The 13,743-nt window shown below is 68.5% G+C and carries 14 protein-coding genes; 7 read left to right on the top strand and 7 right to left on the bottom strand.

The annotated features are described in order from the left end of the window. The first annotated feature begins 56 nt into the window (after positions 1-56). Both GQ674_RS11175 and hutC read left to right on the top strand, forming a co-directional pair. A complete protein-coding gene (locus GQ674_RS11175) occupies positions 57-1,436 on the top strand; it encodes a formimidoylglutamate deiminase (protein ID WP_159497136.1) in 1,380 nt (459 codons plus the stop codon). 30 nt (positions 1,437-1,466) lie between these two features. Next, a complete protein-coding gene (hutC, locus tag GQ674_RS11170) occupies positions 1,467-2,195 on the top strand; it encodes a histidine utilization repressor (protein ID WP_159497135.1) in 729 nt (242 codons plus the stop codon). A 125-nt stretch (positions 2,196-2,320) separates the two neighbouring features. Here the strand turns inward: hutC and GQ674_RS11165 are convergent, their stop codons facing one another. The 3 genes from GQ674_RS11165 to GQ674_RS11155 form a co-directional block, all read right to left on the bottom strand. Further along, positions 2,321-3,355 (bottom strand): restriction endonuclease, encoded by a 1,035-nt coding sequence (locus GQ674_RS11165; RefSeq protein ID WP_159497134.1) that lies wholly within the window; start codon positions 3,353-3,355, stop codon positions 2,321-2,323. A 270-nt stretch (positions 3,356-3,625) separates the two neighbouring features. After that, positions 3,626-4,126, bottom strand: a complete 501-nt coding sequence (locus GQ674_RS11160) for a phasin family protein (protein WP_159497133.1) — start codon at positions 4,124-4,126, stop codon at positions 3,626-3,628. A gap of 87 nt (positions 4,127-4,213) precedes the next feature. Continuing rightward, entirely contained in the window at positions 4,214-4,489 is a 276-nt protein-coding gene (locus tag GQ674_RS11155) for a polyhydroxyalkanoic acid system family protein (RefSeq protein ID WP_159497132.1), read from the bottom strand. Positions 4,490-4,609: 120 nt separating this feature from the next. Between GQ674_RS11155 and GQ674_RS11150 the strand changes: the two genes are divergently transcribed. The 4 genes from GQ674_RS11150 (at position 4,610) to aroA (ending at position 9,338) form a co-directional block, all read left to right on the top strand. Beyond that, complete coding sequence (locus GQ674_RS11150; protein WP_159497131.1) at positions 4,610-5,410, top strand: FHA domain-containing protein; 801 nt, start codon at positions 4,610-4,612, stop codon at positions 5,408-5,410. A gap of 171 nt (positions 5,411-5,581) precedes the next feature. Continuing rightward, positions 5,582-6,667: a 3-phosphoserine/phosphohydroxythreonine transaminase gene (gene serC, locus GQ674_RS11145; protein ID WP_038687731.1), complete on the top strand. Its 1,086-nt coding sequence runs from the start codon at positions 5,582-5,584 to the stop codon at positions 6,665-6,667. A 51-nt stretch (positions 6,668-6,718) separates the two neighbouring features. Continuing rightward, positions 6,719-7,912: a prephenate dehydratase gene (gene pheA / locus GQ674_RS11140; RefSeq protein ID WP_159497130.1), complete on the top strand. Its 1,194-nt coding sequence runs from the start codon at positions 6,719-6,721 to the stop codon at positions 7,910-7,912. A gap of 112 nt (positions 7,913-8,024) precedes the next feature. Then, positions 8,025-9,338, top strand: a complete 1,314-nt coding sequence (gene aroA / locus GQ674_RS11135; RefSeq protein WP_159497129.1) for a 3-phosphoshikimate 1-carboxyvinyltransferase — start codon at positions 8,025-8,027, stop codon at positions 9,336-9,338. A 345-nt stretch (positions 9,339-9,683) separates the two neighbouring features. On the opposite strand, the gene GQ674_RS11130 is transcribed toward aroA, so the two are convergent. Next, the gene (locus tag GQ674_RS11130) at positions 9,684-10,262 is read right to left on the bottom strand and encodes an energy transducer TonB (protein ID WP_159497128.1); all 579 of its coding nucleotides are present in this window, start codon (positions 10,260-10,262) and stop codon (positions 9,684-9,686) included. A gap of 157 nt (positions 10,263-10,419) precedes the next feature. After that, positions 10,420-11,049: an energy transducer TonB gene (locus GQ674_RS11125; RefSeq protein WP_159497127.1), complete on the bottom strand. Its 630-nt coding sequence runs from the start codon at positions 11,047-11,049 to the stop codon at positions 10,420-10,422. A gap of 133 nt (positions 11,050-11,182) precedes the next feature. Here GQ674_RS11125 and serS point away from each other — a divergent pair, with 133 nt between their 5' ends. Then, positions 11,183-12,463 (top strand): serine--tRNA ligase, encoded by a 1,281-nt coding sequence (gene serS / locus GQ674_RS11120; protein ID WP_159497126.1) that lies wholly within the window; start codon positions 11,183-11,185, stop codon positions 12,461-12,463. A 111-nt stretch (positions 12,464-12,574) separates the two neighbouring features. Here serS and GQ674_RS11115 read toward each other — a convergent pair whose 3' ends face one another. Further along, on the bottom strand, positions 12,575-12,925 hold the full coding sequence (locus GQ674_RS11115; protein ID WP_159497125.1) for a ligand-binding protein SH3: 351 nt from the start codon (positions 12,923-12,925) through the stop codon (positions 12,575-12,577). Positions 12,926-13,122: 197 nt separating this feature from the next. Then, positions 13,123-13,704: an NAD(P)H-dependent oxidoreductase gene (locus GQ674_RS11110; protein WP_159497124.1), complete on the bottom strand. Its 582-nt coding sequence runs from the start codon at positions 13,702-13,704 to the stop codon at positions 13,123-13,125. Between the last annotated feature and the right edge of the window lie 39 nt (positions 13,705-13,743).

Genomic DNA, 13,743 nt, shown 5'->3' with positions numbered 1-13,743 from the left:
ACCACATCGGCTTATATGTCTATACAATATAGGCGCCACTTCCGGGATGTCCAGTGATGCCAGCCACCCCCGCCGCAACCCTTGTTTTCCATGCCACCCACGCGCTGCTGCCGCAGGGCTGGGCCCGCGATGTGCGCATGGTCTGCGTCGGCGGCCGCCTCAGCGAGGTCAATGCCGGCGTGCCTGCGCAGCCCGGCGACACCGCGCTGGCCATCGCGCTGCCGGGGCTCGGCAACCTGCACAGCCACGCGTTCCAGCGCGGCATGGCCGGGCTGACCGAGATCGGCGGCCAGAGTGGTGACAGCTTCTGGAGCTGGCGCGAGCTGATGTACCGGTTCCTGGCGCACCTGCAGCCGGACGCGGTGCAGGCCATCGCCGAGCAGGCCTACGTGGAAATGCTCGAATCCGGCTTCACCCGCGTGGGCGAGTTCCACTACCTGCACCATGCCGCCGATGGCACCCCGTATGCCAACCGCGCCGAGATGGCCGAGCGCATCGCCGCCGCCGCGCAGGGCAGTGGCATCGGCCTGACCCTGCTGCCGGTGTTCTACGCCCACGCCGATTTCGGGGGCGCCGCGCCCAACCCCGCGCAGCGCCGGCTCATCCACGACGTGGACGGTTTCGCCGCGCTGCTGCAGGGCTGCACCCAGGCGCTTTCGGGCCTGGAGGACGCCGTGCTCGGCATCGCCCCGCACAGCCTGCGCGCGGTGACCGGCGAGGAACTCAATGCACTGCTGCCGCTTACCACCGGCCCGGTGCACATCCATATCGCCGAGCAGACCCGCGAGGTCGAGGCCTGCGTGGCCTGGAGCGGCCTGCGCCCGGTGCGCTGGCTGCACGAACACGCCGCCGTGGATGAGCGCTGGTGCCTGGTGCACGCCACCCACGTGGACGACGACGAGGTGCAGCGCATGCTGGCCAGCCGCGCGGTGGTGGGGCTGTGCCCGATCACCGAGGCCAACCTGGGCGACGGGCTGTTCCCGATGCAGGCCTTCGCGCGCGCAGGCGGGCGCTTCGGCGTCGGCTCGGATTCCAACGTGCTGATCGACGCGGCCGAAGAATTGCGCCTGCTCGAATACGGCCAGCGCCTGCAGCTGCGCGGGCGCAACGTGCTGGCGCCGGGCGATGGCCAGTCCAGCGGCCGCTGGCTGTTCGAGCAGTCGCTGCACGGCGCCGGGCAGGCGCTGGGCGTGGCCACCGGGTTGCAGGTAGGCGCCCCGGCTGACGTGGTCGAACTGGACCCGACGCACCCGGCCCTGATTGCCCGCGACGGCGACGCCTTGCTTGACAGCTGGGTGTTCGCCGCACGTAATGGTGCGGTGCGTTCGGTGTGGCGCCAGGGTCGCCAGCTGGTCCATCAGGGCCGTCACCTGCAGCGTGATGCCGTGGCCGCCCGTTTCGCCCGCGCATTGCAGACGTTGTTGTCGGCCGGCTGAGTGCCGGTCGCATCCATCCAGGACTCCCGAGTGACGGGCAAGAAAGCAGAAACCCTCAACCAGCGCATCCGCGCCGATCTGGAAAGCCGCATCCTCAGCGGGCAGTGGGAGCCGGGGTTCCGCATTCCCTATGAGCACGAACTGATGGAGCAGTACGGCTGCTCGCGGATGACTGTGAACAAGGTGCTGACCGCGCTGGCCGAAAGCGGCATGATCGAGCGCCGCCGCCGCGCCGGTTCGTTCGTGGCCCGGCAGCCGCCGCACCTGGAACAGGTGGCGCTGGAAATTCCGGATATCGCCATGGCGGTGGGCGCACGCGGCCACGTCTACGGTTACCAGTTGCTGGAGCGGGCCTACCGGGCGCCGCGCCCGCAGGCCGCCGAAGAGGTGGCGCTGTCGGGCCGCGACAAGCTGCTGGCCATCCGCTGCCTGCACCGTGCCGATGGGCGTCCGTTCGCGCTGGAACACCGCCTGATCAGCCCGGTGGGCGTGCCGGAAGTGCTGGACGTGGATTTCGAGACCACCGCGCCGGGCAGCTGGCTGCTGCAGAACGTGTCCTGGACCCGCGCCCAGCACCGCATCAGCGCCTGGGGCGCCGATGACGCGGCCGCCGCGTTGCTGGAGGTCAAGCCCGGCACGGCCTGCCTGGTCATCGACCGCCTCACCTGGCGTGGCGACCAGCCCATCACCTGCGTGCGCCAGATGTTCCTCGGCGACGCCTGGGACCTGGTCGCAAAGTTCGCCCCCGGCGCGAGGTAGAGCCGCGCCCCATGACCGGCGGGCGCCGTTACGACGAACGCATCGCCATGCGCGCGGAATCTATCGCTATTGCAAGGTCGTAGAGCCGGGCTCTGCCCGGCTGCTCTTAAAAAAACCAAACAAAATCAAAGCGTAGCGCACTGCCGCCAACGCACCGGCTCGTCCACGCCCAGGCGCGGATTCAACTGGATACGCACGGTGCGCAGCGCGGGGTAACGCTTCACCTCGGTGCACACCAACGGCCAGATCGCATCGATCTCGTCGCTGCGGTTCACCGCCAGGGTCTGCCGCGTCAGCCAGAACGCGCTCAGCACGCCGGGCTGGCGGGCCAGGGTGGCGGCCAGCTCTTTCTGATACCGGGCCAGCGTCGCAGGGTCCGGGTCGGCCACATCGCCCAGGATGCCAGGTGCCGCAGTAGCAGCGGCCGGCCTGGAAGCGGCAGGCGCGGCGGGAGTGGCGGGGACCGAGGCATCTGCCGCAGCCGGGGCGTCCGCCGGGGCTGCGGCGGGCTGGGCCGGTGTCGCGGTGGGCGGAGCCACCGCAACCGGGGCGGCCTGCTGGTCCAGTCGCGAGGTCAAATAGCCCATGCCCGCCAGCAGCCCCAGGGTCAGCGACCCCAGCGCGGCGATCGAGATCCGCCGGATCGCCTCGCGGCGCGCCGCGTTCTTGACCTGGGCTTCCATGTCGCCGGGCAGGTAGGGCTGCAGCAGCGGCCACAGCAGGTGCCCGTCGAGCACCTCCACGCCTTGCTTCTCGGCAGCCACGCGGCCATCGCGCTCGACCATGCCTTCGGTGATCAGGATGCCGCCGCGGGCACCGGCCAGGCGCGCGGCGGCGCCCAGTTCGTTCACCGCCGCGGTGCCAATCCGGTAGGCGCGGCCATGCTTGCACGACAGCAGCCAGCGGTGCTGGGCGTCGTGCATGAGGAAATCGCTGCGCGGCTCGCGGCTGTCGTCCACCTCGCCGGGCACGTCCTGCAGCCCGCGCTGCTCGCGCATGGCACGCCGGACAATCTCGGAAAAGTCACGCCAATGCATGCCAGCCAGGGCGTTGAGCCCAAGCCGGGTCTCCTTGCGGCGACGCTTCACCAGCCAGAACCAGGCCGCGGCAAGCGTCCAGACAATGAGGGCCAACAGTAAAGCCAGAATCCAGGAGAACATGAGGCGCTAGAGATGAACACGGATGTGCGATTGACAGTTTATATGCGCTCGCAGGCGTCTGCGGGGGCACTTCAATCCGAACGCGCGGAAGTCAGCGCCCCAGCCGGTGACGGACGTCTCACTTTGGAGCAGCAGACACAGAAAACCCGCCAATCCGTAGCCGTGAGGGGAGGGAACAAACGGCGAAGAAGCGATTGGCGGGTCGGTTTCGATTGTCATCAATGCCGTGCTGCTTTGCAACATCCGGCGCTGATGGCCCCCAAGTCGGGCTCAGGCGCCGCCCGGACCCTGGTGCGTGCCGGGGGACGGGTCGGCATTGGGTGAGGCATTACGGGCCTCGGCGCGGTTGACCCGGGCATTGAGCGCATCGATACGGGCGTTCAAGGCGGCCACGTCCTCGGCGGTGGGGATGTGCAGGCGCTTGAGGACGCCCTGCACCCGGTCATCGAAGGCCTTTTCCACCCTGTCCCAGGTGCCGGCGGCCTTTTCGCGGGCCTCGCCCAGCTGTTCTTCCACGTTGTCGCGCCAGCGCGGGGCATCGCCGCTCTGCTCGCGGTTGCGGGCCTCGATGGTTTCGCCTTCCCGGACCAGCGTGTCGAACACGCGGCTGCCTTCGGCCTGGGCGCGGCCCAAGGCGCCAAGGCCGGCCAGCCATACCTGCTGGGCCGAACCAGTCAACCGGCGCGAAAAGCGTTCGGCCTGTTCGCCCAGCGAGGGCTTGTCGTCGGGGCTGCGGGTGTCGCGGTCGTCGAAGTCGTCGTGTGCGGTCATGGGGCGATCCTGTGGATGGACACCCCGATGCTAATCAGCGCCAGCTTTGCGCCATGTGATGGCCGGCGCCTGCGGACGCGCCGCGATTCAGCCCAGCTTTTCCTTCAGCACGCGCTGGATCTCGCCCTCGACCATGCCCTTCATCGCCGACAGCAGGAAGCCCAGCTTGGCGGTCACGTGCACCTGGCCCGGCTGCAGTTCGATCGCACCGTCCACGCCGGAGCCGCTGAAGTTCAACACGTCGCCCACCCAGTTGCTCTGCAGGCCGAAGCGCTCGGACAGCTTGGCGGCCACCTCTTCGATCGCCTTGCGGGCGCCATCGATGGGCAGGGAATGGGCGTGGCGGATATCAATGCTGGACATGGGAGCTCCTGGCGGGCGGCAGCGGGGAAGGGCGTGCATTGTGCGCATCCTTGCGCCCAACTCCAAGGACTGCATCACACTTCTTCTTCGATGACATGCAACCTGCTAGGCTTTCGCCGCGTGCAGAACCTGCTAGTTCACTTCACCCAACGCCAACACCCCGACCAGCCGCTGCGGCCCGGGGTGCAGCGCATCGTGCGCCACGCTTCGGGTACTGTCCGGCTGGGCGGTCACGCCACCGGCACCCTGCTGCTTGCACAGTTCTGCCTGGACGACCGCGGCCTCTGGCTGCAGGTCGCCACCGGCACGCGCGGCATCCACGTCAACGGCCGCCCCGTGCGGCGCATGGCCATGCTGCGTGCGGGCGACGCGGTGTACGTGGATGGCGTGGAGATGGTGATCCAGGGGGAGAGCGACGCGCTCGCCCAGGCGCCGCCACGCAGTGACGCCGGCAGCGACGAACTGCGCCTGTTGCGTGGGTTGGGCGGCCAGCACCACGGGCGCAGCTTCACGCTGGACCGTCCGCGCCTGATCGGCCGCAGCGCCGAGGCCGACATCGCCATCGACGACCCTGCGTTTGCCGAGCAGCACGCACGGCTGGAGCTGCACGGCGACCGCGTACTGCTGCGCGACCTCGGCGCGGGCGAATCGACCCGGGTCAACGGCGTGGCGGTTCGCCATTGCTGGCTGCTGCCCGGCGACCAGCTGGTGTTCGACACCCAGCACCGGTTCGTGCTGGAAGTGCCGCACGACGCCCGCACCCGGATCGTCAGCGAAGACGAGGACGACCTGCTGGACCTGCCCACCCACGATGCAGCGCCGGTCAAGCCCGTGCGCGTGAGCCGTTGGCCGTGGTTGCTGGCCAGCGCGCTGCTGCTGGCTGCGGTGATCAGCGGCCTGCTCTGGTTCGGTGCACGGTAAAGGGTCATCGCACATGACGTTGCCGGCCAGCGGCCGGCACCACCCGGGGGCGCCGGGGCTGGCTGGGTGTCGATCTCGATAGATTCGTTTGCAACCAAATTCGCCTTGTCCTGCAAGGCCTAAAGCCTGGTGCGCTGCGGCATACTAGGGGTCTTGCCCCATAGGTGTGACATGACGCGCGCGTTCAACTTCAGTGCCGGCCCTGCAACCCTGCCGGAATCGGTCCTGCGCAAGGCGCAGGAAGAGATGTTGGAATGGAACGGCGCTGGCGCCTCCATTGTCGAAATGAGCCACCGCGGCCCGGAGTTCATGGCCGTCGCGGCCAAGGCCGACGCCGACCTGCGCCGCCTGATCGGCATCCCCGACGACTACGCCGTGCTTTTCCTGGCCGGTGGCGCCACCACCCAGCAGGCCCTGCTGGCGCTCAACTTCGCCCAGCCCGGCCAGACCGTGGACTACGTGCTCACCGGGCACTGGGGCAAGACCGCCATCAAGCAGGTCACGCCCTACGTCAACGTCAATGTGGCCGCCAGCAGCGAAGCCAACGGCTTCCACGACATCCCCGCGCGCGACACGTGGCAGCTCTCGGCCGATGCCGCCTACGTGCACATCACCGCCAACGAGACCATCCACGGCGTCGAGTTCCGTGACACCCCCGACGTCGGCCAGGCACCGCTGTTCGCCGATTTCAGCTCCTCCATCGCCAGCGAACCGCTCGATGTCAGCAAGTACGGGCTGATCTACGCCGGCGCGCAGAAGAACCTGGGCCCGGTGGGCGTGTCGGTGGTGATCGTGCGCCGCGACCTGCTCGAACGGGCCGGCCAGCCGCGCGCGGACATCTTCAATTACCGCTCGCACGTGGCGCGCGATTCCATGCTCAACACCCCGCCCACCTGGAACTGGTACCTGGCCGGGCTGGTGTTCGAGTGGATGCTGGCCGAAGGCGGCGTCGAAGAATTCGCCCGCCGCAACGCCGCCAAGGCCGCGCTGGTGTATGGCGCCATCGATGCCTCCGGCGGGTTCTACCGCAACGAGGTGGTGCCGGCCGCCCGTTCGCGCATGAACATCCCGTTCTTCCTGCCCGACGACACCCTCAACGCGCGCTTTGTCAGCGAGTCCAAGGCCGCCGGCCTGCTCGCGCTGAAGGGCCATGCCGCCGTGGGCGGTATCCGGGCCTCGCTGTACAACGCCATGCCGGTGGAAGGCGCGCAGGCGCTGGTCGCCTTCATGGCCGATTTCCAGCAGCGCCACGGCTGACGTTTTCGTATTTCCCGGGGCGCGCGACGCCCCACTGCACCTGGAACCCAGATGGCCACCAAACCCGCCAAGCCCAAGGCCGCCGCCAAGGCGCCGTCCAAGCCCAAGGCCGCCGCACCTGCGGCGGCCGCCCCCGGCAAGGCCGCTGCCGTTGCCAGCACGCCCGCACCGGTGCTGTCGGACGTGCGCGCCAAGATCGACCACATCGACCGCAGCATCCAGGCGCTCATCGCCGAGCGCGCCAACTTCGCCCACCAGGTGGGCAAGGCCAAGGGCAAGCTCGCCGCCGCCGTGGACTACTACCGCCCCGAGCGCGAAGCGCAGGTGCTGCGCATGGTGGTGGACCGCAACGAAGGCCCGCTCAGCGATGAAGTGCTGGTGCATGTGTTCCGCGAAATCATGTCGGCCTGCCTGGCCCAGCAGGAGCCGCTGAAGATTGGCTACCTGGGTCCGGAAGGCACTTTCAGCCAGCAGGCCGTGCTCAAGCACTTCGGCCGCTCCGCGCTGGGCCTGCCGCTGGCCAGCATTGAAGAAGTGTTCCAGGAAGTGGAAGCGGGCAATGCCGATTTCGGCGTGGTGCCGGTGGAAAACTCTGGGCAAGGCACCATCCAGATCACCCTGGACATGTTCCTGACCTCCAACCTGAAAATCTGCGGCGAAGTGGAACTGCGCGTGCAGCAGTACCTGATGTCCCGCAGTGGTCGGCTGGAGGATGTGGAGCGCGTGTATGGCCACCCGCAGTCGTTCATGCAGACCTCCTCGTGGCTGCGCGCCAACCTGCCCAAGGCCGAGAAGATCCCGGTGTCGAGCAATGCCGAAGGCGCGCGCCGCGCCCGCAATGCCGACGACGCCGCCGCCATTGGCGGGGAGAGCGCCGGGCACGTGTACGGCCTGAAGAAGGTGGTGACCAAGCCCATCCAGAACGATGCCGACAACACCACCCGCTTCCTGGTGGTGGGCCGCAACATCTTCCCCACCTCCGGCCACGACCGGACCTCGGTACTGGTGTTCATCCACGACAAGCCCGGCGCGCTGTTCGACGTGCTCAGCCCGTTCGCGCGCCACGGCATCAGCATGAACCGCATCGAGTCGCGGCCCTCGCACAACGCCAAGTGGGAGTACGGCTTCTTCATCGACCTGGCCGGCCACATCGAGGATGCCGCGATGCAGGCGGCGCTGGCCGAACTGGAAGCGCACTCTGCACAGATCAAGGTGCTGGGTTCCTACCCGGTCGCCGTGCCCTGATCGCCTCGGCGCAGCCCTGTGCTGCGCCTTCGGTGGCGTCGCCAGCCCGGCGCGCCGCTTTCCCGTACACCGCTGCATCGCCGCCCGCGCGGCTGCCTGACAGGATCCTTCGATGACCGCTACGCCGTACTGGATTGCCCACAAGGGCCAGCCCCTGCAGGGCACCCTGACCATCCCCGGTGACAAATCCGTGTCGCACCGCTCGGTGATGTTCGCCGCGCTGGCCGACGGCGTGTCGCACATCGATGGCTTCCTGGAAGGCGAGGACACCCGCGCCACCGCCGCCATCTTTGCCCAGATGGGCGTGCGCATCGACACCCCGTCGCCGTCGCAGCGTGTGGTGCATGGCGTCGGCGTGGATGGTCTGAAGGCCCCCACCGCACCGCTGGACTGCGGCAACGCCGGCACCGGCATGCGCCTGCTGGCCGGCCTGCTGGCCGCGCAACCGTTCGACAGCGTGATGGTGGGCGACGAGTCGCTCTCGCGCCGCCCGATGCGCCGTGTCACCGGCCCGTTGGCGCTGATGGGCGCCAAGATCGACACCGAAAGCGACGGTACGCCGCCGCTGCACGTGCATGGCGGCCAGACGCTGAAGGGCATCGACTTCGCCTCGCCGGTGGCCAGCGCGCAGGTCAAATCCGCGGTATTGCTGGCCGGCCTGTATGCCGACGGCGAGACCACGGTGAACGAACCGCACCCCACCCGCGACTACAGCGAGCGCATGCTGCGCGCGTTTGGCGTGGACATCGAGTTCTCGCCCGGCAAGGCCCGCCTGCGCGGCGGCCAGCGCCTGCGCGCCACCGACATCGTGGTACCCGCCGACTTCTCCTCTGCGGCGTTCTTCCTGGTGGCCGCCAGCATCATTCCCGGCTCCGAACTGCGCCTGCGCGCGGTGGGCCTCAACCCGCGCCGCACCGGTCTGCTGGCCGCGCTGCGGCTGATGGGTGCGGACATCACCGAAGAAAATCATGCCGAGCAGGGCGGGGAAGCCGTGGCCGACCTGGTGGTGCGTTACGCCCCGCTGCACGGTGCGGAGATTCCCGAAGCGCTGGTGCCGGACATGATCGACGAGTTCCCCGCGTTGTTCGTGGCTGCGGCCGCCGCGCAAGGCAACACGGTGGTGCGCGGCGCCGCCGAACTGCGGGTCAAGGAATCCGATCGCCTGGCGGCCATGGCCACCGGCCTGCGCACGCTGGGCGTGCAGGTGGACGAAACCGACGACGGCGCCACCATCCACGGCGGCAGCACGCTGGGCAGCGGCACCATCGAAAGCCACGGCGACCACCGCATCGCCATGGCGTTCGCCATTGCCGGCCAGCTCAGCAGTGGCGAAGTGCGGGTGAACGACATCGCCAACGTCGCCACCTCGTTCCCGGATTTCGATGGCCTGTCCACCGGGGCGGGTTTCGGGCTGCGCAGCGCCTGACGCGCGGCGCCGGGCTTTGCCCGGCGGCCGTTGCCTGGTTGCCGGGCAGAGCCCGGCACTACGGTGGTGCATGATTGCTCGTAGAGCCGGGCTCTGCCCGGCTGCCGTTTGCGTCGGCAAATGCAGGATTGCTTCTCGTAGAGCCGGGCTCTGCCCGGCTGCACTTTGCGCCGGCAAATGCAGGATTGCTTCTCGTAGAGCCGGGCTCTGCCCGGCTGCCCTTTGCGTCGGAATATGCGTGATTGCCGTCGCATGTGCTTGGTTGCCGGGCAGAGCCCGGCACTACGCGCACAAAAAAGGGAGGCCATTGGCCTCCCTTTTTGGTTCCCGCCTCAGCGCCGCAACTTAGCGCTCGGTACGGAAATCCACCGGCACGCGCACCACGCTGGCCACCGCACGACCATTGTTCATGGCTGGCTCGAACTGCCAGTTGCGCACGGTGGTCAGCACGGCGCGGTCCAGGTCGCGGTCACGCGAACCCGTACGCTGCACGATGCTGGCATCGGTCACGTGGCCACTGGGGTCCACGCTAAGGCTGGCCACTACGCTGCCCTGCACGCCACTGCGCAGCGCACTCGGCGGATAGGTCGGCTTGGCATTGCTGGCCAGCGGGCGCGCCTCGCGGTTACGCGCGGCTGCGGCCGGCTTGCGCTGGGTGGTGGCCGGTGCAGCCTGGCGCGTCGCAGGAGCGGGTGCAGTGGTAGCAACCGGCGTTTCGGTAGCCGGCAACATACGCTCGCCTACTGGTGCGGTGCTGGTTTCGCTGGGGTTGGCGTAGCGCAACCAGACCAGCGCGGCGGCAAACATCGCCACGATCAGCGCCATCCACAACCACGGCGAAGTGCCGCGGCGGGCCGGTTCATCGGTCACGTCGCGCTGATGCTGCGGCGAAGCGTGCATGTCATGGGCATGGGTAACACTCATGGCGAACTCCTGATGTCGTTTTGACACCCGCAGTCTTGCCCGTACCCGGTTGTGGATGTGTCAGCGCACCGTCAACGCGGCGACTGCATTGCCATCGAGGTTCAGCTTGATGAGCCGTTGCCGAATCAGCGTTGCGTGATGATCCGGCGGCCGCGGATTACTGCGGCTTGAAGTCGAACGGTACCTCGATGCTGCCCGGCACCGGCTGGCCATTGCTCTGCGCCGGCTGGAAGCGCCAACGGCGTACCGCATCCGCTGCGGCCCGATCAAGATCGCGTGAACCGCTGCGTTCGATGATGGTTACGTTGGAGGGGTAGCCGGTGGCATCCACATCCACGCGCACCACCACCGTGCCGGCATCGCCACGACGCAGCGCGGCAGGCGGATACGAAGGCGGTGGCGACTGGTCGGCGATGGGCTGCGGGCGGTCGCCGGCAGCGGCGGCCACCGGGGCCTCGGTCGGCGGAGCAGCGGCTGCGGCGGGCGGCGGCGGGGGCGCGGTTTCCACCAGCTGCGGGGCGTCCTCGCCGGGCGGCAGGGGTTTGGCGTCGGGCATGTCGCTGGAGCCGGCTGCGGCGGGCAGGGGCTCGGGCAGCGGCTCGATGTCGGCCACCTGCTGCGGCGTCGCCGCCGGGCCGGCCTTGTAGAAGTCGTCGTTGCGGCTGCTCAGCCACACCACCAGGAACAGCAGCACACCAACGCCGAAGGCGATGCCGGCGATCATCAGGCTGCGCCGGGGCAGGTGGAAGGTGATGTTCTTGCCAGACGAAGAGCGGGAAGCGGACATGAGCCATACCGTAGTGGACCCCCCGATTCTGCCACGCCCGCAATGACTGAGGGGTACATGGCGGCCCCCGGGCGGCAGAAATCCGCGTAACAGGCGATAATCCCCCTCCAGTCCCCACCCCATCGCACACGCCATGCTTGATCCAGCCCTGCTTCGCCAACACCCCGCCGACCTTGCCGAACGCCTGCGCTCCTCGCGCGGTTTCGAGCTGGATGTGTCCGGGCTGGAGTCGCTGGAAGCAGACCGCAAGCGCATCCAGGTGCGCACCCAGGAACTGCAGAGCCTGCGCAACAGCCGCTCCAAGGCCATCGGCCAGGCCAAGGCCAAGGGCGAAGACGTCTCGGCGATCATGGCCGAAGTGGCCGCGTTCGCCGACGAGCTGAAGGCCTCGGAAGTGGCCCTGGACGAACTGCGCGACAAGATCGAAGCCATTGCCCTGGGCATTCCCAACCTGCCCGGCGACGACGTGCCGGCCGGCGCGGACGAAACCGAGAACGTGGAGCAGAAGCGCTGGGGCACCCCGCGCAGCTTCGATTTCCCGGTGCTGGACCACGTGGAGCTGGGCGCCCGCAACCGCTGGCTGGACGCGGAAACCGCGGCCAAGCTGTCCGGCGCGCGCTTCACCGTGCTGCGCGGCCCACTGGCCCGCCTGCACCGCGCGCTGGCCCAGTTCATGCTGGACCTGCACACCGACACCCACGGCTACCAGGAAACCAACGTGCCGGCGCTGGTCAACGCCGACTCGCTGCGCGGCACCAGCCAGCTGCCCAAGTTCGAGGACGACCTGTTCAAGACCGCCGTGGGCGAATCCACCCGGTACCTGATCCCGACCTCGGAAGTGCCGCTCACCAACATCGTGCGCGACGAGATTATCGACGCCGACCAGCTGCCGCTACGCATGACCGCCCATTCGCTGTGCTTCCGCGCCGAAGCCGGCAGCGGCGGCCGCGACGTGCGCGGCATGATCCGCCAGCACCAGTTCGAGAAGGTGGAACTGGTGGCCGCGTGCACCCCGGCGCAGAGCGAAGACGAACACCAGCGCATGACCCGTTGCGCCGAAGTGGTGCTGGAAACCCTGGGCCTGCCGTACCGCAAGGTGCTGCTGTGCACCGGCGACATGGGCTTCGCCGCGGTGAAGACCTACGACCTGGAAGTGTGGCTGCCCTCGCAGGACACCTACCGCGAGATTTCCTCGTGCTCCAACTGCGGCGATTTCCAGGCGCGCCGCATGCAGGCCCGCTGGCGCAACCCGGACACCGGCAAGCCCGAGCTGCTGCACACCCTCAACGGCTCCGGCGTGGCCGTGGGCCGCGCGATGATCGCGGTGATGGAGAACTACCAGAACGCCGACGGCAGCATCACCGTGCCGGATGCGCTGAAGCCCTACATGGGCGGCCTGGACACCATCGCCTGATCCACGAAAAACCCGCCGAACGGCGGGTTTTTTGTTTGTGCATCACCTCGGCGGGGGCGGCTCTACCGGGCAGGTTCGGCGGTTTGCGTTCAGCCACCCATGGGGTGGCTCTTAAGTGGCCTGCAACACCCGCAACGGCACCCATCCTTCAACACCGCCGTCCACCGGCGCGCACCACGCCCAGCCGTTCAGCACGCGCCCACCCAGCAGCACCTGGTCCGGGTCCACGTCCAGCTCGCGCGCGCAGTAGTCTTCCTTCGCAAACGCATCGCCCTGCGCATCCCGCCCGATCACCTGCGCCGGCACCCAGCCCGGTGCCTGGTCGGCGGCTTCGCACAGGTACCAGTCGTCCCAGCCTTCCGCGCCTTCATAACGCTCGCCCACCTGCAGCGCCTGGCCGCGCACCAGCGTGATGGGGTGGGGGAATTCGCTCCGGTGCGGAGCAACGACCAGATAGCGCATGCGGGCCCGTCCTGAACTTGGTAGGCGACCAGCGTAATAAATCGCTCACGGCCCGCCCAGCACTAACGTCGCAGTTGCGCCATTGAAAAAGAAGATGGCCCCAAAAGGGGCCATCAGGCGCAACACCGGCGGGGGAGGGAGAACCGGTGCTGCGCGCCACGCCGCCACGACGAGGAGGAACGGCGTGGTGTTACCCCTTAGGCAGCAGCCAGCTCACGCGGCTGCGGCAGCGCGGCCAGCGCCTGGGCGATGGCGTCGGTACGGTGCTGCGGCGAATAGGCGATGCCTTCGGCGCGCACGAATTCCACATCGTCGATCCCGAAGAACGCGAACACCTGGCGCAGGTACGGGTCCTGGAAGTCGGTCGGGGCGCCGGTGTGCAGGCCGCCGCGGCTGCTGGCCACGATCACGCGCTTGCCGCTGGCCAGGCCCACCGGGCCGGTGTCGGTGTACTTGAAGGTCTTGCCGGCCACCGCCAGGCGGTCGATCCACGCCTTGAGGGTGGAGGCCACGCTGAAGTTGTACATTGGGGAGCCGATAACCACCACGTCGGCGGCCAGGAACTGTTCCAGCACCAGCGCCGCGTCGGCCACTTCAGCCGGGTCGGTCTGGGCCAACGAGCTGCTGCGCAGGTGCGCGACGGGCTGGGCGTCCAGGTCGCGGTAGGTCACTTCCAGGCCCGGCACCTGGTCGCGCCACTGCTGGACCACGGCGGCCGAGAGCTGGCGGGAAACCGAGTTGTCGCCAAGGACGCTGGCATCGATGTGAAGGAGCTTCATGGCAATCACCTGTTATCTGGGAAGGGGCGGGCAAGGCGC

Origin of the sequence: Stenotrophomonas sp. 364 (genome assembly GCF_009832905.1) — a bacterium.
Lineage (GTDB): Bacteria > Pseudomonadota > Gammaproteobacteria > Xanthomonadales > Xanthomonadaceae > Stenotrophomonas > Stenotrophomonas maltophilia_AP.
Note: the sequence above shows the minus strand (reverse complement) of the source record. Positions and strands in the feature narration are given on the sequence as shown.

What these genes read in the sequence shown, in the direction of transcription:
- GQ674_RS11175 (WP_159497136.1), top strand. Translation starts at nt 57, where the DNA reads ATGCCAGCCACCCCCGCCGCAACCCTTGTTTTCCATGCCACCCACGCG.
- GQ674_RS11165 (WP_159497134.1), bottom strand. Translation starts at nt 3,355, where the DNA reads ATGTTCTCCTGGATTCTGGCTTTACTGTTGGCCCTCATTGTCTGGACG.
- GQ674_RS11160 (WP_159497133.1), bottom strand. Translation starts at nt 4,126, where the DNA reads ATGACCGCACACGACGACTTCGACGACCGCGACACCCGCAGCCCCGAC.
- GQ674_RS11155 (WP_159497132.1), bottom strand. Translation starts at nt 4,489, where the DNA reads ATGTCCAGCATTGATATCCGCCACGCCCATTCCCTGCCCATCGATGGC.
- serC (WP_038687731.1), top strand. Translation starts at nt 5,582, where the DNA reads ATGACGCGCGCGTTCAACTTCAGTGCCGGCCCTGCAACCCTGCCGGAA.
- pheA (WP_159497130.1), top strand. Translation starts at nt 6,719, where the DNA reads ATGGCCACCAAACCCGCCAAGCCCAAGGCCGCCGCCAAGGCGCCGTCC.
- aroA (WP_159497129.1), top strand. Translation starts at nt 8,025, where the DNA reads ATGACCGCTACGCCGTACTGGATTGCCCACAAGGGCCAGCCCCTGCAG.
- GQ674_RS11130 (WP_159497128.1), bottom strand. Translation starts at nt 10,262, where the DNA reads ATGAGTGTTACCCATGCCCATGACATGCACGCTTCGCCGCAGCATCAG.
- GQ674_RS11125 (WP_159497127.1), bottom strand. Translation starts at nt 11,049, where the DNA reads ATGTCCGCTTCCCGCTCTTCGTCTGGCAAGAACATCACCTTCCACCTG.
- serS (WP_159497126.1), top strand. Translation starts at nt 11,183, where the DNA reads ATGCTTGATCCAGCCCTGCTTCGCCAACACCCCGCCGACCTTGCCGAA.
- GQ674_RS11115 (WP_159497125.1), bottom strand. Translation starts at nt 12,925, where the DNA reads ATGCGCTATCTGGTCGTTGCTCCGCACCGGAGCGAATTCCCCCACCCC.
- GQ674_RS11110 (WP_159497124.1), bottom strand. Translation starts at nt 13,704, where the DNA reads ATGAAGCTCCTTCACATCGATGCCAGCGTCCTTGGCGACAACTCGGTT.